This window comes from Planococcus koreensis, from assembly GCF_004761975.1.
GTDB lineage: Bacteria > Bacillota > Bacilli > Bacillales_A > Planococcaceae > Planococcus > Planococcus koreensis.
In genome coordinates this window covers 1-15,955 of record NZ_RQII01000072.1, presented here as the reverse complement: position 1 = coordinate 15,955, position 15,955 = coordinate 1, and the positions used below count along the sequence as shown (strand labels likewise).

Here is a 15,955-nt window from a genome sequence, read left to right as displayed (position 1 = left end):
GGAGAGACCGCAGATCCATTGTTTAAATACCTTGTCTCTGAGCAGAAAGGAATGCTGACGGAAGGCATCAAATGGAATTTCACCAAGTTCCTAATAGATCGTGAAGGCAATGTCGTAAAACGGTATGCGCCTCAAACCCCTCCGGCAAAAATGGAAGAAGATGTGAAAAAGCTGTTGTGACAAGTATTCGGAATACTTTTTCTTCTTCTTGTTTTCTTGACACTGCATAGCGCCGCTGATAACCTTACAATAATATTCAAAAGGAAGCAGGAGGAGCCTCTATTATGTGGGAATCAAAATTTGTAAAAGAAGGTCTAACGTTTGATGATGTTTTGCTTGTACCAGCCCAGTCGGAAGTACTGCCTAAGGATGTAGATTTGTCAGTGGAATTGACACCGACAATCAAATTGAACATTCCTATTATCAGCGCCGGAATGGACACGGTCACAGAAGCGAAGATGGCTATCGCGATGGCGCGCCAAGGCGGCCTGGGCATCATCCATAAAAACATGAGCATCGAAGAGCAAGCTGAGCAAGTGACAACGGTAAAACGCTCAGAGAATGGCGTTATCACGGATCCATTTTTCTTGACTCCCGAGCATCAAGTCTATGATGCAGAGCATTTAATGGGCAAATACCGCATTTCAGGGGTTCCTGTCGTCAACAATATGGAAGAACAAAAACTTGTCGGCATCATCACGAACCGGGATCTCCGTTTTATCCAAGATTATTCATTGAAAATAAATGATGTAATGACAAAGGAGAAGTTGGTAACCGCTGCTGTGGGGACGACTTTAGAAGACGCTGAAAAGATTTTGCAGCAATATAAGATTGAAAAATTGCCGATCGTCGACAATGAAGGCATCTTAAAAGGCCTCATCACCATTAAAGATATTGAAAAAGTCATTGAATTTCCAAATGGCGCGAAAGATGCACATGGCCGATTGCTTGTCGGTGCAGCAGTCGGAGTGACTTCCGATACAATGAAGCGTGTCGAGCATTTGGTGAAGGCACACGTTGATGTTATCGTTCTTGATACAGCGCATGGCCATTCACAAGGCGTTATGAACATGGTGTCCCAAATCCGTGCGACTTACCCGGAATTGGTTATTATCGCAGGGAACGTCGCTACTGCGGAAGGCACGAGAGCATTGATCGAAGCCGGCGCAGACGTTGTCAAAGTGGGTATCGGGCCAGGCTCGATCTGTACGACGCGCGTCGTTGCAGGAGTCGGGGTTCCACAGATTACAGCAGTATATGATTGTGCAACAGAAGCCCGCAAGCATGGCAAATCGATTATTGCAGACGGAGGCATCAAGTACTCGGGCGATATCATCAAAGCCTTGGCAGCTGGAGGCCACGTCGTCATGCTGGGAAGCTTGCTTGCTGGTACAACGGAAAGCCCTGGTGATACGGAAATTTTCCAAGGCCGCCGCTTCAAGACTTACCGCGGCATGGGATCGATTGCATCGATGGAAAAAGGTTCAAAAGACCGTTATTTCCAGGACGAAGCCAAGAAATTGGTTCCGGAAGGCATTGAAGGCCGCTTGCCATACAAAGGCCCGTTGTCTGATACCATCCATCAATTACTCGGCGGAATCCGCGCCGGCATGGGGTATTGCGGAACGAAGGATCTTGTAACGCTGCGTGAAGAAGCGCAATTTATCCGGATGACCGGAGCTGGGCTGCGCGAAAGCCACCCCCACGATGTACAAATTACAAAAGAATCTCCAAACTATTCTATTTAACCAATCTTATACCTTTTGGCACCCTAATTCGTCATTAATTTGACGGAAAGGGTGCTTTTTACATGTTTTTCTTTCAGGACCTGTATAATATGATAGAATAGCATGTGGAAACTTATAGATGGAGGTATTTATACACGTGAAAAATGTTTTACAAACAACTATGTTGCTGACTGTAATGGCTGTACTCTTACTGACTATTATTGTTCCGCAGAAAACAGAAGCGGCGGATTCATTGAATATAATGGCGGATGCTGCAATTTTGGTAGATGCTGACTCTGGAAAAATATTATACGCACAAAATGCCGATGCTCCCCTTGGGATTGCCAGCATGACAAAAATGATGAGTGAATATCTTTTGTTTGAAGCAATTGAAGAGGGATCTGTAACATGGGACCAGGAATACTTGGTAACAGATTATACATATAAGATTTCGCAGGATATGACTTTGAGCAATGTGCCTTTGCGCGCTGAAGAAAAGTACACAATCAAGGAATTATATGAAGCGATGGCTATCTATTCAGCAAATGCAGCGACAATTGCAATCGCTGAAACAATTGCCGGCACAGAAGCGGAATTCGTTCGTTTAATGAATGAAAAGGCAAAAGAATTCGGTTTGGACGATGCGAAATTCGTCAATTCAACCGGTTTGAATAATGACCATTTAATGGGAATGCATGTTGAAGGAACAGGTGCGAATGATGAAAATGTCATGTCAGCCAACTCTGTAGCGAAATTGGCGAAAATCCTTTTGGATAAATACCCGGAAGTATTGGAAACGACAAAAATTCCGAACAAAGTATTCCGTGAAGGTACAGAAGACGCAACGAATATGCTGAACTGGAATTCGATGCTTCCTGGTATGCCTTATGCATACGAAGGTGTGGACGGTTTGAAAACGGGTACTACTGATTTTGCCGGGCACAGCTTTACAGGAACGGCTAAGCGCGGCGATACACGCCTCATCGCAGTCGTGATGAAAGCCGTTGACAACGAAGGAGCTGGTTCATATAAAGCTCGATTCGATGCGACGCGTGCGTTATTCGATTTCGGTTTCTCCCAGTTCACGACAGCTGAAATCATTCCTGCAGGCTACCAGTTTAAAGGAAATGAAACCTTGCCGGTAACAAAAGGCAAGGAAGATGAAGTGAACATCGCAGTGAAAGAGCCCGTAACAATGGTTGTTCGGACAAGCGAAAAAGACGATTACACACCTGAATTGGTGCTGGATGAAGCTTTGATGCAAGACGGCAAAATTGAAGCGGCAATCGACAAAGACAAAGTAGTCGGAACTGTGAAGCTTGCGATGAAAGAAGGCACGGATTACGGTTTCCTTGACGAGAAATCGGATGCGATCCAAGTCGTAACGACTGAAAAAGTGGAACGCGCTAACTGGTTCTCACTGTCAATGCAGGCTGTCGGCGGTTTCTTCGGAACGCTATGGACAGGCGCACTTGATTTTGTAAAAGGGTTATTCTAATAAAAAGCGGGCCATCACAAAGATGGCCCGTTTTTTTCATGCGATTTTCCAGCATTCCATAAGCTTTGCAATGCCTTCAGTGATCTCTGTTTCCGATAATCCGCCGAAACCGAGGACAATTTGGGGCGGCACAGCAGTAGTTGCGCGGACATCGTAGGAAGACAAACCGAAAACGCGTATTTTTGACCGTTTGGCCAGTTCCACAAGCTCTGTTTCCGTTAACGGGGTTTGGACGGTCAGTACAATGTGCATGCCAGCTTGTTCGCCGGAAATTTTGACCGCTGGCGCAAATTCCTGCAAAGCGGCTGTCAGGTGCTCCAATTTTTTCTTATACAGTTTGCGCATGCGGTTCAAATGGCGCGAAAAATGCCCATGCTCCATGAATTCAGCTACCAGCTGCTGGTCAATCCGCGGGACGGAAGATGAATAATGGAGAAAGGTCTGCTGATAGGCGCGCAATAAGCTTTTAGGCAGAACCATATAGGCGATGCGCAAAGACGGCATAAGCGATTTCGAAAATGTGCTGAGGTAGATGACACGGCCGCTGCGGTCCATGCTTTGCAGCGCTGGAATCGGCCGGCTCGTATAGCGGAATTCACTGTCGTAATCGTCTTCGATGATAAAGCGCTGCGGCGCGGCTGCAGCCCAATTGAGGAGCTGGGCGCGTTTGGTGGCGCTCAGTACGGCGCCAGTCGGGAACTGATGCGATGGCGTTACATAAGCGATGTCGACGTTCAGCGCTTCCAGTTCTGCAACGCTGATGCCGTCTTCTTCGACGGTAACCGGCACCGCTTTCCGGTCATAATGGTCAAAAATACTGTGCGTCAGTGCATATCCGGGATTTTCGAAGCCGAATAAAACCTGTTTATCCAGCAAACGGATAAGCAATGGCATCAGCTGTTCGGTACCAGAGCCGATGATGATCTGGTCGGTGTCGCATAATACGCCCCGGGAAGCGAAGAGATAGCGGGAGATTTCCCTGCGCAATGATTCATCCCCTTGTGGATGGCCGGACAATAGCAAGCCATGGTTCATTTCATCCAATACTTCTTTCGCGATTTTCCGCCATGTTGAAAATGGGAAAGACTGCGTATCGATTTTCGCAGGATTGAAGTCGAATGTGTATTCCACCGGCGCGGCCGCTGCCTGCGGTTCATCCTGCTGCACGTCGAGATAAGCCAATTCCTCGACAGGCAGCGCATAAAACCCTTTCCGTGCGCGCGACTCGATAAATCCTTCTGCAACCAGCTGGCTATAAGATAATTCAACTGTCGTCTGGCTGATATCGAGAAATTCGGCGAGCTTGCGCTTGCTCGGCAATTTAGCGCCGACGGATATTTTGCCCGAAATGATGGCATGTTTGATTTCGCTGTAAAGCTGCTTGTATAAAGGCGTTGAATCGGTGCGCTGAAGCTGGAACATGAGCATATCCATAGGTATCCATCTCTCCTGACCCTGTTTAATATAGTGGAACTGATTCTTTTTATGTGGTCACTTTCCATTATACTAAACTTATTAACCGATAGGAGGAATTTCAATATGAATCAACACGGTACAGATCGCGTAAAAAGAGGAATGGCTGAAATGCAAAAAGGCGGCGTCATCATGGACGTCGTCAATGCGGAGCAAGCGCGCATTGCCGAAGCTGCCGGAGCTACAGCGGTGATGGCATTGGAGCGCGTCCCTTCAGATATCCGCAGAGATGGCGGTGTGGCACGGATGGCAGACCCGCGCATCACGGAGGAAGTCATGAAGGCCGTATCGATTCCGGTAATGGCGAAAGCGCGGATCGGCCACATTGTGGAAGCGCGTGTACTCGAAGCGATGGGCGTCGATTATATCGATGAAAGCGAAGTGCTGACGCCGGCTGATGAGGAATTCCATTTATTGAAAGCCAATTATACCGTGCCATTCGTCTGCGGCTGCCGTAATTTAGGAGAAGCAGCGCGGCGCATCGGTGAAGGGGCATCGATGCTGCGTACAAAAGGCGAGCCTGGGACCGGCAATATTGTCGAAGCCGTACGCCATTTGCGCCAAGTGAACGCAGAAGTGCTGAAAGTGGTGCACATGAGCGAGGATGAGCTGATGACCGAAGCCCGCAATCTTGGAGCTTCGTATGAATTTCTCCGCGAAGTGAAAAACCTTGGACGCCTGCCGGTCGTCAACTTTGCAGCCGGCGGAATTGCCACGCCTGCAGATGCGGCATTGATGATGGAGCTTGGCGCTGACGGGGTATTCGTGGGATCGGGCATTTTCAAATCGCAGAACCCTGAAAAATTTGCACGTGCGATTGTTGAAGCGACGACGCATTACCAGGATTACCGTTTGATCGCGGAGCTGTCGAAAGATCTGGGCATCGCGATGAAAGGCATCGAGATTTCAACGATCGCTGCAGGAGAGCGCATGCAGGAACGGGGCTGGTAATCATGCGGATCGGAGTTCTTGCGCTGCAGGGCGCTGTCCGGGAACATCTTCGCTCAATTGAAAAATGCGGGGCCGAAGCGCGTGCTGTCAAATGGCCCAAAGAGTTGGAAGGTCTGGATGCGCTGATTTTGCCAGGCGGCGAAAGCACGACGATGCGCCGCCTGATTGATCGCTATGGATTGATGGAGCCTTTGCGTGGCTTCGCGGCCAGCGGAAAACCGATGTTCGGCACTTGCGCCGGCCTGATTCTGCTTGCAGGTGAAGTGGCGGGGGCAAGCGAGCCGCATCTCAGCGTCATGGACGTCGTTGTGGAACGCAATTCGTTCGGCCGCCAAATAGACAGCTTTGAAGCGGACTTGGCGATTGTGGGTTTGGACAGTCCGTTCAATGCGGTGTTCATCCGTGCTCCGCATATCGTAAGCGCTGGCCCTACCGCGGAAGTGCTGTGCGAACATAACGGCAAAATCGTCATGGCACGAAGCGGCCAATTCCTTGGCTGCTCGTTCCATCCGGAATTGACGGAAGACCACCGCATCACGGAATACTTTATTGGCATGGTACGCGAGGCGGTAAAGGCTCCCTTGCCAAATTAATGAATATATAGTAAAGTATGATTAATTTAAAAGAAGAAACGTTGATGGGGATCAGTAAAGCGTGTGTTTTTCCAAAGAGAGCCGGTGGTTGGTGCGAACCGGTGAAAAACGCGTTTGAATCCACCCCGGAGTTGCATGGCGAAAAAAGCCATTGCCGGTTTTAATGCCGTTATGTGATGAAGAGGATCGGCTTTTTTTGCCGGTCAATCAGGGTGGCAACGCGGGTAGCTCTCGTCCCTTTACCAAGGGATGAGGGCTATTTTTGTTGTCTTTTTTCCGTCAGCGAAACGATTTAGAGGAGGAATACTTTATGTTGGACATTCGATTTGTACGAGCCAATTTTGAAGAAGTGAAAACGAAACTTGCAAAACGCGGAGAGGATATTTCCGTATTGGACGATTTTGAAGGCCTGGACTTGAAGCGCCGGGAATTGATTGCCCAGACGGAGAAATTGAAGGCGGAACGCAACGAAGCAACACAGAACATTGCGTTGATGAAGCGCAACAAGGAAAATGCGGATGATGCGATTGCGAAGATGCGCCAAGTCGGCGAAGAAATCAAAACGATCGACGACGAATTGCGCGACGTTGAAGAGCGTCTGAATTACATCATGATGCGTGTGCCAAACATTCCGCATGACAGCGTACCGGTAGGCGATTCTGAAGACGACAATGTCGAGATTCGTACATGGGGCGACAAACCGGAATTCGATTTCGAAGTCAAACCGCATTGGGACCTCGGCACCGATTTGAACATCATCGATTTCGAACGCGCCGCCAAAGTGACCGGCAGCCGTTTCGTCTTTTACCGCGGCCTTGGTGCACGCCTGGAGCGCGCATTGATCAATTTCATGATGGACCTGCACCAGGAAGAGCATGGCTATGAAGAAATGCTGCCGCCTTACATGGTCAACCGTGAAAGCTTGACGGGCACGGGCCAGCTGCCGAAATTCGAGGAAGATGCTTTCCTGATCGAGAAAGAAGGCTATTTCCTGATTCCGACATCAGAAGTGCCAGTGACGAACTTCTACCGCGATGAAATTCTGGCAGCTGACATGCTGCCGCAGGCGTTTGCTTCATACAGCGCGAATTTCCGCTCTGAAGCGGGTTCTGCAGGCCGCGATACGCGTGGCTTGATCCGTCAGCATCAATTCAATAAAGTCGAGCTGGTGCGCTTTGTAAAGCCGGAAGATTCTTATGATGAGCTGGAGAAATTGACGGGCCATGCGGAGAAAGTGCTGCAGCTTTTGGGCTTGCCGTACCGCGTCTTGAAAATGTGCACCGCTGACCTTGGCTTCACTGCTGCGAAGAAATACGATATCGAAGTATGGATCCCGAGCCAGGAAACATATCGCGAAATTTCTTCTTGCAGCAATTTCGAGGATTTCCAGGCACGCCGCGCGAACATCAAGTTCCGCCGGGAAGCGACTGGAAAGCCGGAATTCGTCCACACACTCAATGGAAGCGGGCTTGCTGTCGGCCGCACGGTCGCAGCGCTTCTTGAAAACTGCCAGCAGGCAGACGGCACGATTGCCATCCCTGAAGTATTGCGCCCCTATATGGGCGGCAAAGACTTTATTACACGTTAAAAGAAACAGCTGGAAAGCACGATGCTTCCCAGCTGTTTTTTATTTTTTGCAGAATGGGTAAAGAAGGAGACGGACTTCGGAAAGGGAGTGGCAGGATGGAACATTTATCAATCCATACAAATGGCATTGTTTTGCATACAGTGGCAGCGGGGCCTGAAGAGGGCCCCCTCATCGTGCTGCTGCATGGCTTCCCGGAATATTGGGAGGCGTGGAAGAACCAGATCGGCCCGCTTGTGGAGCAAGGCTACCGGGTCTTGGTGCCTGACCAGCGCGGCTATAATTTAAGCGATAAGCCTGAGGGGGTCAGCCAGTATACATTGGATCTGCTGCGGGACGACATAGCGGGCTTAATCGAGCAATCAGGCAGAGACCACGCCACCATCATCGGCCATGATTGGGGAGGTGCTGTAGCTTGGCATCTGGCGGCGACAAAACCGCAATTTGTCGACAAGCTGATCGTGGTGAATGTGCCGCATCCGAAAGCGATGCCGCGCGTATTGGCCAAAAATCCGCTGCAATGGGCGAAAAGCTCCTATATGGCCTTTTTCCAGCTGCCGGATTTGCCCGAAAAGGCATTGGCGGCAGATTATTTCAAAACGATGGCGAATAGCCTTGTCACGACCAGCAGGCCAGACACATTTTCACAACAAGACATAGAAGCGTACAAAGAAGCGTGGGACCAGCCAGGCGCATTGACGGCCATGCTGAATTGGTACCGGGCGATACGCCAAGGCAGCATGCTGCAGACGCCGGACCATAAAATAACGGTGCCTGTGCGCATTATCTGGGGAGTGGGGGACCAGTTCCTGTCGCCGATGCTTGCGAAGGAAAGCCTGGATTTTTGTGAGGATGGCGAATTGGTATTTATCGGGGAAGCGACCCATTGGGTCCATCATGAGCAGCCTTATATTCTGAACCTGTTGATCGGACGATTTTTAAAAGAAGAAAAAGCGGCTTTATAGCAGCCGCTTTTTCTTCTTTTTGGTTTCCCGGATCGCACGGAAAAATTTTGTCAGCAAGCCGCCGCATTCGTCGGCAAGCACGTTTTCAGTAACTTCGCATTGATGGTTGAAGCGCTCATCGTTCAATAACCTGTATAAGGAATCGACGCAGCCTGCTTTGGAGTCGCGTGCGCCGTATATGACGCGCGGGATGCGCGATTGCAGAATCGCACCGGCACACATCGGGCAGGGCTCTAACGTTACGTAAAGGTTCGTATCTTCCAAACGCCAGTTGCCCAGCTTCTGGCAGGCTTCCTGTATCGCTAAAAGCTCGGCGTGGGTGACGGCGTTCTGGCTGGTTTCCCTTAAATTGTGCGCGCGCGCAATCACTTCGCCCTGGTGGACAATAACAGCGCCAATCGGCACTTCGCCTTTAGCGGCCGCTTTTTCCGCTTCTTCAATTGCCATTTGCATATAATAATGGTCTTGCTCCATGCCATTCATGATTCATCGCTCCTTAAAGGAAGTGTAGCATCCTGAATCGGAATATTACAGCCCAGCACAGACAAAACGCAAAATAAGGCGTAAAATTAACGGATACGAGCTATAACCAAGGAGCGATTGGATGGTCAAAGAACATAAAAAAGAGACATTGGGGCATTTGATTCGGCGTTTATTCTTTATCTTGATCGGCGCCACGATGGCTGCTGTTTCCATCGAGCTGTTCCTCGTGCCGAACTCCATCATTGATGGCGGCATTATCGGGATTTCGTTGATCTTGGATTATTTGACGCCGGTGCCATTCGGCATCTTATTGGTCATCATCAATTTGCCGTTTCTGTTTTTCGGCTACAAGCACATCGGCAAAAGCTTTTTCATTTCTTCTATTTTCGCCATTGTAGCGCTGGCGATCATTGAATTTCCTTTGCATCCGATTCCCGGATTTATCGATGATCCCTTGCTGGCGACCGTCTTCGGCGGCATGCTGCTCGGCGCAGGGGTCGGCCTTGTCATCCGCAACGGCGGCGCACTCGATGGCACCGAAATCCTCGGCATCCTGCTGACGCGCAAGCTGCCATTTTCCGTCGGTGAATTTGTCATGTTCGCCAACATCTTCATTTTTACTTGGGCCGGCTTTGTGCTGGGTTGGGAACAGGCGATGTATTCGATTCTGACGTATTACATCGCATCCAAAACGATTGATGCCGTCATCCAAGGACTTGATGATACGAAATCGGTCATTATTGTCTCTGCAGAATACGAAGAACTGGGGGAAGCCATCAACTCGCGGCTGGGCCGCAGCGTCACGAAGCTGCACGGCAAAGGCGGTTTTAAAGAATCGCCGACAGATGTCATTTATGTGGTGGTGACACGGCTTGAACTCACAAAGCTTAAGCAGATTGTGACAGACATTGACCCGAAAGCGTTCTTGACGATCATGGCGACCCAAGAAGTCCACGGAGGCACATTCAAAGCACCGATCCATTGATGGATTGGTGCTTTTTCCTGCTATTTTTAACGGGGGGTCTATGGTAAAATGAAAAACATTGCAACACACTTGAACAGAAAGAGGGGAACTTCCCATGCCGGTGCCATTTATCACCGTTGAAGGTCCGATTGGCGTTGGCAAAACGTCATTGACAAAAGCGATAGCTGACCAAAATCAATTTCAGATGCTGAAAGAAATTGTTGACGAGAACCCGTTTCTCAATAAATTCTACGAAGACATTGAAGAATGGAGTTTCCAGACGGAAATGTTCTTCTTATGCAACCGCTACAAACAGATGTCCGATATCCAAAAGAAATTCATCTCCAAACGTGAATCGGTCGTCGCGGATTACCACATCTTCAAAAACCTGATCTTTGCCAAGCGCACATTGGCGGACGCGGAATATGCGAAATACGAATCGATCTACAACATCCTGACTGCAGATATGCCGAAACCGAATATGGTCGTTTATTTGCATGCGAGCCTCGACACACTGATGGCGCGCATCAAGATGCGCGGCCGCGAGTTTGAGCAGATGATCACCCCGGAATACATGGAGCAGCTCGCTGCAGATTACCATGAATACATGGAGCACTTCGAGCGCGAGCATCCGGAAATCCCTGTCTTGCGCGTCAATGGAGATGAAATGGATTTCGTCCAGAATGGCGCGGACCTTGCGCTCATTTTAAGCCGAGTGGACGAAACCTTACAAAAAAGGAGCTTATCAGTATGAATTTACGTGAAAAATACGATATCCCATCCGATGCAGTCATCACGATTGCCGGTACCGTGGGAGTCGGCAAATCAACCATGACAAAAGCGCTGGCGGATGCTTTGCAATTCCGCACATCATTTGAAAAAGTGGACACGAACCCTTACCTGGATCTGTTCTATGATGACTTTGAAAAATGGAGCTTCCATTTGCAGATCTACTTCCTGGCTGAGCGCTTCAAAGAACAAAAGCGCATGTTTGAATACGGCGGCGGTTTTATCCAAGACCGTTCGATTTATGAAGATACAGGCATTTTCGCTAAAATGCACCAGGAAAAAGGCACGATGAACGACGTCGACTACGAAACATACACCAACCTTTTCGAAGCGATGGTCATGACGCCTTATTTCCCGCATCCCGATTTGCTGATTTACCTGGAAGGTTCGCTTGACGACATTCTTGGGCGCATCCAGGAACGCGGGCGTGCAATGGAGCAGCAGACGCCTGTCGACTATTGGGTGGAAATGCACGAACGCTACGAGACATGGATCAATAACTTCAACGGCTGTCCGGTGCTCCGCTTGAATATCAGCGACTACGATCTGATGAACGATCCGGATTGCGCGGAACGCCTTGTTGAGCGCATCGGCAGCTTTATCCAGCAGACTTCCGTTTTAAAAAGATAACGTAAAGCCCGGACACCGCGTCCGGGCTTTATTATTTCCCGGGAAATAATGAGAAGAAGAAAGTGTTTTTGCACATTTATTTCGTTTCCCGCATATGAAAAAAGAAGGCAGCCCGGAGGCTGCCTTCTTAAATATTTATGTATCAAAATGTTCAGACATATAAGCTTTAAGAAAAATTCGCTACTTTCGTAACGAATCCAATCTCGAATTTATATGCGCGTAAATTCAAAAAATGGAGGAGGAAGAGGGATTCGAACCCCCGCGGGATTTGACTCCCCTGTCGGTTTTCAAGACCGATCCCTTCAGCCAAACTTGGGTATTCCTCCGTGTAAGACAAGAATTAATTTACCATGAACCGAATATTGCTGTCAACAGTTTCGGATATTTTTTTTGAGCTTCCTGTAAAAAGGGGTTACTAAAGCCTTTACGCCGCCATTCTTCGCTGGGTGGGATGCGTTCGTTTTCATTTGGCTGTAATCATTTGAGGCGATTGGAGTTTAACGATTGATTTTTGAAAGGATGTTTCGTATACTAGTTAATGCCGTGCTAGGTGGGAAGATAGCGGTGTCCTGTAACCTGCAATCCGCTTTAGCAGGACTGAATTCCTTTCCTAGGCTGTTTATATGCAGGGTCTGCCTCTCGCACGTAGTGTTGACGTTTGGGTCCTGCGCAATGGAAACCCATGAACCATGTCAGGTCCGGAAGGAAGCAGCATTAAGTGGAACTTTTCATGTGCCGCGGGGTTGCCTAGATCGAGCCAACGACTAGGGTAACGCTTGTGTACAGCAGTCGAAGAAAGGTGCGCGGCATTAACTTTCAAACCCAATCCTGTCCGCAACTATGCGGGCAGGATTTTTGCTGTCTTTTTTACGGACAGCGGGCTTTTCCTGCGGCGGATTCGTTCAGGAAGAGACCTGATTTATGGTATAATGGAGAGACACAATACAGCTTTTACAAAAGGAGAGAAAAACGTTGGCGTATCAAGCTTTTTACCGTGTGTACAGGCCGCAGTCCTTTTCCGAAATGTCAGGCCAGTCGCATATAAAACAAACCCTTCAAAATGCTCTCCTTTACAATAAGACGACGCATGCTTATTTGTTTTCAGGACCGCGAGGCACTGGGAAGACGAGTGCAGCCAAGATTTTCGCGAAAGCGCTCAATTGCGAAATGGCTCCGGTAGCGGAACCCTGCAATGAATGTGCATCGTGCAAAAGCATCACCGAGGGCTCGAACAGCGATGTCATCGAGTTCGATGCCGCTTCCAACTCCAGGGTGGAAGAAATGCGGGAGATTATTGAAAAAGTGCGTTTTTCCCCTGCGAATTCGCGTTTTAAAATTTATATTATCGATGAAGTCCATATGCTTTCCAATAGTGCATTTAATGCTTTATTGAAAACATTGGAGGAGCCGCCTGAACACGTGGTGTTCATCTTAGCTACGACAGAACCGCATAAACTGCCCCTGACCATCATTTCCCGCTGCCAGCGCTTTGATTTCAAACGCTTGACGCAGGCGGATATTGTCGAGCGGATGGTGGAAGTGCTGAGCGATGCGGGCATTCCTTATAATGAACATGTGCTGAAAATAATTGCGCAGGCAGCTGCAGGCGGGATGCGCGATGCGCTGAGCCTGCTTGACCAAGTGGTATCGTTCAGCGGAGACGAGATGACCGTTGAAGACGCCTTGCTTGTCACCGGTTCGATCAGCCAGGATATGTTTTATGATATTGCCGAAGCGCTATTGGCGAAAGACGTCGGCCAATCGCTGACGCTTTTGGAGCAATTGGTGCGTGATGGCAAAGATCCTGTCCGTCTTGTCGAAGACTTCATCACGTTCTTCCGGGATTTGCTGCTGATCCAAACAGCGCCAGATCTGCACGATATGCTGGAACTTGCTGCGCACGAACCGCGCTTTGAGGAACTTGCGAAGCAATTTGATGCAGCGATGCTGTATTCGTGGATAGACGTGCTGACGAAAACGCAGCAGGAAATGCGTTTTTCGAACCATACAAAGATTTACTTGGAAACCGCGCTTTTGAAAATGGTCCAGGCAGATGCACCGGTAGCTGCTATGTCGGCTGGAGCTTCGCCGGAACTTGAAGCGAAAGTCAGCCAGCTCGAACAAATGATTATCCAGCTTCAGCAACAGCTGAAAAACGGAGCTTCCGCACCAGCGGCAGCCGCCGCAGGCAACTCGGAAGCGAAGCGGCGTCCCCGTTCGCAAAGCGGCTATAAAATTCCGGTCGCTCGTATTCAAGATGTGTTGAAGAATGCAACGAAACCTGATATCCAGGCGCTCAAGACGAATTGGGCGACTGTCATGGGCCAGCTGCAGAAATCACATGCCGCGCTGCTCAATGAAGCTGAGCCTGTAGCGGCGTCAGCAGATGCTTTTGTGTTAAAATTCAAGTATGATATTCATTGTCAGATGGCAGCGGATAATCAGACATTTGCCGTCGCTTTCAGCCAACTTTTAGAGCAGTATACCGGCAAAGCTTATGCACCTGTGTTCGTTCCTGACGAAAGCTGGCTGAGAATCCGTGAAGAGTTTATCAAAAGCAACGGATTGAAAGCGGGGGCGGAAGATAAGCGGGCGGAATCTGAAGAAGAGCATCCATTCTCTGCAGAAGGCGAAGTGGCGGAGCAAGATCCGTTTATCGCGGAAGCGGAGCGCTTATTCGGCAAGGATTTCGTCGAAGTCCACGAAGATTAAAATCGATTAACCCAAATTTGAGGAGGAAACAATTATGCGCGGTGGAGGAAATATGCAAGGCATGATGAAACAAATGCAGAAAATGCAAAAAGAAATGGCAGTTGCCCAAGAAGAACTAGGAACGTTGACTTTCGACGGATCAGCTGGCGGCGGAATGGTCAAAGTGACAGTTTCCGGCCATAAAGAAGTGAAAGATGTCGTATTGGATCCATCAGTAGTTGACCCGGAAGATGTTGAAATGCTTCAAGATCTATTGATTGTTGCTACAAACGAAGCGTTTAAAAAAGCGGATGAACATGCGAATTCCACAATGGGGAAATTCACTAAGGGCTTAAACATTCCTGGCATGTTCTAGGAGGTAAAACAAAATGCATTACCCTGAACCTATTTCTAAATTGATGGAGAGTTTTATGAAACTGCCAGGAATCGGGCCAAAGACAGCGGCCCGGCTGGCATTTTTTGTGCTCGGCATGAAGGAAGATACTGTTTTGGATTTCGCCAAGGCGCTTGTTGATGCAAAACGGAATTTGAGCTTTTGTTCGATTTGCGGCCACATTACGGATGTCGACCCTTGCCATATCTGCCAGGACCAGCAGCGCGACCGCACGACGATCTGCGTTGTCCAAGATCCGAAAGATGTGATTGCGATGGAGAAGATGCGTGATTACACCGGTTTGTATCATGTTCTGCAAGGAGCGATATCGCCGATGGATGGCATCGGTCCGGAAGACATTAACGTACCGTCATTGTTGAAGCGTCTGCAGGACGAGGAAGTCAAAGAATTGATTTTGGCTACGAACCCTACTATAGAGGGAGAAGCGACAGCAATGTATATTTCACGCCTTGTCAGACCCTCCGGTATCAGAACCACTCGCATCGCCCACGGTTTGCCGGTCGGCGGAGATTTGGAATACGCCGATGAAGTGACCTTATCCAAAGCGATGGAAGGCCGTCGCGAATTATAAAGAGGAGATAGGCGAGTGTTTTTTAAAAGAGGGAAATTGAGAAGAGAATTTGATGGACAATTGATTCAGCAGTTTCTGGATACGAAGCAGGACTTGGTGAAAGCCCAGACGTTCCAGGCGCTGGCGGCCGATTACGACCAGCGGTCAGAAGCGGAATGCAAGATCTGCGAGTGCAAGAACCTGTATCTTCTGAAAGAAGCGCGGATCCGAAACGTCAGCATGAAATGAAAGGCGGCGGCTTTTAAAGCGCCGCCTTTTACAATGTTTATAGCGTGCATATATAGAAGAGATTCAAATATGATACTGCAATAATAATTAAATTGAACTTTATTGAATTAAAGTGTTGACTCTCTTGAGAACATGCTTTAATATAATAGGAGTCGCCAAAAGAAATGCAATCATGAAATAACAACTGGCGTACAAACATGAACCTTGAAAACTGAACAGCAAAACGTCAACGAAAGACGTCACGAGCGCTTCGGCGCGAGAACGGCTTTTGCGAAGCTTGCCGCAAGGCAAACGGAGCAAAGCTTTTCAAACCTGAAGTGTTCGTGGCTTAATTACTGATCAGCATCACGCAGATCAAAGCGAATCGTGCGTCTTCGGACGGCGATACGCCA

Annotated in this window: 15 protein-coding genes, 1 tRNA gene, 1 other RNA gene, 1 pseudogene and 1 other annotated feature; of the genes and pseudogenes, 15 read left to right on the top strand and 3 right to left on the bottom strand. The window is 48.8% G+C overall.

Features of this window, described 5'->3' with window-relative positions:
* From EGV91_RS16205 to EGV91_RS16195, 3 genes and pseudogenes are all read left to right on the top strand, one after another.
* A pseudogene (locus tag EGV91_RS16205) lies at window positions 1–180 on the top strand (glutathione peroxidase); the annotation flags it as partial.
* A gap of 104 nt (window positions 181–284) precedes the next feature.
* On the top strand, window positions 285–1,748 hold the full coding sequence (gene guaB / locus EGV91_RS16200) for an IMP dehydrogenase (RefSeq protein ID WP_135505549.1): 1,464 nt from the start codon (window positions 285–287) through the stop codon (window positions 1,746–1,748).
* Between the two features lie 136 nt (window positions 1,749–1,884).
* Window positions 1,885–3,225: a D-alanyl-D-alanine carboxypeptidase family protein gene (locus EGV91_RS16195; RefSeq protein WP_135505548.1), complete on the top strand. Its 1,341-nt coding sequence runs from the start codon at window positions 1,885–1,887 to the stop codon at window positions 3,223–3,225.
* Between the two features lie 36 nt (window positions 3,226–3,261).
* On the opposite strand, the gene pdxR is transcribed toward EGV91_RS16195, so the two are convergent.
* Window positions 3,262–4,659: a MocR-like pyridoxine biosynthesis transcription factor PdxR gene (pdxR, locus tag EGV91_RS16190; protein ID WP_135505546.1), complete on the bottom strand. Its 1,398-nt coding sequence runs from the start codon at window positions 4,657–4,659 to the stop codon at window positions 3,262–3,264.
* A 105-nt stretch (window positions 4,660–4,764) separates the two neighbouring features.
* Here pdxR and pdxS point away from each other — a divergent pair, with 105 nt between their 5' ends.
* The 4 genes from pdxS (at window position 4,765) to EGV91_RS16170 (ending at window position 8,792) form a co-directional block, all read left to right on the top strand.
* The gene (pdxS, locus tag EGV91_RS16185) at window positions 4,765–5,649 is read left to right on the top strand and encodes a pyridoxal 5'-phosphate synthase lyase subunit PdxS (RefSeq protein ID WP_135505544.1); all 885 of its coding nucleotides are present in this window, start codon (window positions 4,765–4,767) and stop codon (window positions 5,647–5,649) included.
* Entirely contained in the window at window positions 5,649–6,242 is a 594-nt protein-coding gene (pdxT, locus tag EGV91_RS16180) for a pyridoxal 5'-phosphate synthase glutaminase subunit PdxT (protein WP_135505542.1), read from the top strand. Before pdxS ends, pdxT begins: the two co-directional genes overlap by 1 nt.
* A 32-nt stretch (window positions 6,243–6,274) precedes the next feature.
* Window positions 6,275–6,484 (top strand) — a binding site (T-box leader).
* A gap of 68 nt (window positions 6,485–6,552) precedes the next feature.
* On the top strand, window positions 6,553–7,830 hold the full coding sequence (gene serS / locus EGV91_RS16175; RefSeq protein WP_135505539.1) for a serine--tRNA ligase: 1,278 nt from the start codon (window positions 6,553–6,555) through the stop codon (window positions 7,828–7,830).
* Window positions 7,831–7,925: 95 nt separating this feature from the next.
* Window positions 7,926–8,792 (top strand): alpha/beta fold hydrolase, encoded by an 867-nt coding sequence (locus tag EGV91_RS16170; protein WP_135505537.1) that lies wholly within the window; start codon window positions 7,926–7,928, stop codon window positions 8,790–8,792.
* Here the strand turns inward: EGV91_RS16170 and tadA are convergent.
* Entirely contained in the window at window positions 8,787–9,275 is a 489-nt protein-coding gene (gene tadA, locus EGV91_RS16165; protein ID WP_135505535.1) for a tRNA adenosine(34) deaminase TadA, read from the bottom strand. The two genes, EGV91_RS16170 and tadA, sit on opposite strands and share 6 nt — an antisense overlap.
* 121 nt (window positions 9,276–9,396) lie before the next feature.
* Between tadA and EGV91_RS16160 the strand changes: the two genes are divergently transcribed.
* The 3 genes from EGV91_RS16160 (at window position 9,397) to EGV91_RS16150 (ending at window position 11,658) form a co-directional block, all read left to right on the top strand.
* A complete protein-coding gene (locus EGV91_RS16160) occupies window positions 9,397–10,260 on the top strand; it encodes a YitT family protein (protein WP_135505533.1) in 864 nt (287 codons plus the stop codon).
* Between the two features lie 94 nt (window positions 10,261–10,354).
* Complete coding sequence (locus EGV91_RS16155; protein ID WP_135505531.1) at window positions 10,355–10,993, top strand: deoxynucleoside kinase; 639 nt, start codon at window positions 10,355–10,357, stop codon at window positions 10,991–10,993.
* Window positions 10,990–11,658, top strand: coding sequence for a deoxynucleoside kinase (locus EGV91_RS16150; protein WP_135505529.1), 669 nt, complete (start codon window positions 10,990–10,992; stop codon window positions 11,656–11,658). Before EGV91_RS16155 ends, EGV91_RS16150 begins: the two co-directional genes overlap by 4 nt.
* A gap of 233 nt (window positions 11,659–11,891) precedes the next feature.
* Here the strand turns inward: EGV91_RS16150 and EGV91_RS16145 are convergent.
* A tRNA-Ser gene (locus EGV91_RS16145) sits at window positions 11,892–11,984 on the bottom strand.
* Between the two features lie 215 nt (window positions 11,985–12,199).
* Here EGV91_RS16145 and ffs point away from each other — a divergent pair.
* The 5 genes from ffs to EGV91_RS16120 all read left to right on the top strand — a co-directional run bounded on the left by ffs (window position 12,200) and on the right by EGV91_RS16120 (window position 15,563).
* Window positions 12,200–12,465: signal recognition particle sRNA large type (gene ffs, locus EGV91_RS16140), an RNA gene on the top strand.
* Window positions 12,466–12,630: 165 nt separating this feature from the next.
* Window positions 12,631–14,370 (top strand): DNA polymerase III subunit gamma/tau, encoded by a 1,740-nt coding sequence (dnaX, locus tag EGV91_RS16135; protein ID WP_135505527.1) that lies wholly within the window; start codon window positions 12,631–12,633, stop codon window positions 14,368–14,370.
* A 34-nt stretch (window positions 14,371–14,404) separates the two neighbouring features.
* Entirely contained in the window at window positions 14,405–14,725 is a 321-nt protein-coding gene (locus EGV91_RS16130; protein WP_135505525.1) for a YbaB/EbfC family nucleoid-associated protein, read from the top strand.
* A 13-nt stretch (window positions 14,726–14,738) separates the two neighbouring features.
* Complete coding sequence (gene recR, locus EGV91_RS16125; protein ID WP_135505523.1) at window positions 14,739–15,335, top strand: recombination mediator RecR; 597 nt, start codon at window positions 14,739–14,741, stop codon at window positions 15,333–15,335.
* 15 nt (window positions 15,336–15,350) lie between these two features.
* A complete protein-coding gene (locus EGV91_RS16120; RefSeq protein WP_135505521.1) occupies window positions 15,351–15,563 on the top strand; it encodes a YaaL family protein in 213 nt (70 codons plus the stop codon).
* Window positions 15,564–15,955: the final 392 nt, after the last annotated feature.

Excerpts from the sequence above, each read along its gene's own strand:
- guaB (WP_135505549.1), top strand. The coding sequence starts at position 285 with ATGTGGGAATCAAAATTTGTAAAAGAAGGTCTAACGTTTGATGATGTT.
- pdxR (WP_135505546.1), bottom strand. The coding sequence starts at position 4,659 with ATGGATATGCTCATGTTCCAGCTTCAGCGCACCGATTCAACGCCTTTA.
- pdxS (WP_135505544.1), top strand. The coding sequence starts at position 4,765 with ATGAATCAACACGGTACAGATCGCGTAAAAAGAGGAATGGCTGAAATG.
- serS (WP_135505539.1), top strand. The coding sequence starts at position 6,553 with ATGTTGGACATTCGATTTGTACGAGCCAATTTTGAAGAAGTGAAAACG.
- EGV91_RS16170 (WP_135505537.1), top strand. The coding sequence starts at position 7,926 with ATGGAACATTTATCAATCCATACAAATGGCATTGTTTTGCATACAGTG.
- tadA (WP_135505535.1), bottom strand. The coding sequence starts at position 9,275 with ATGAATGGCATGGAGCAAGACCATTATTATATGCAAATGGCAATTGAA.
- EGV91_RS16160 (WP_135505533.1), top strand. The coding sequence starts at position 9,397 with ATGGTCAAAGAACATAAAAAAGAGACATTGGGGCATTTGATTCGGCGT.
- EGV91_RS16155 (WP_135505531.1), top strand. The coding sequence starts at position 10,355 with ATGCCGGTGCCATTTATCACCGTTGAAGGTCCGATTGGCGTTGGCAAA.
- EGV91_RS16150 (WP_135505529.1), top strand. The coding sequence starts at position 10,990 with ATGAATTTACGTGAAAAATACGATATCCCATCCGATGCAGTCATCACG.
- EGV91_RS16130 (WP_135505525.1), top strand. The coding sequence starts at position 14,405 with ATGCGCGGTGGAGGAAATATGCAAGGCATGATGAAACAAATGCAGAAA.
- recR (WP_135505523.1), top strand. The coding sequence starts at position 14,739 with ATGCATTACCCTGAACCTATTTCTAAATTGATGGAGAGTTTTATGAAA.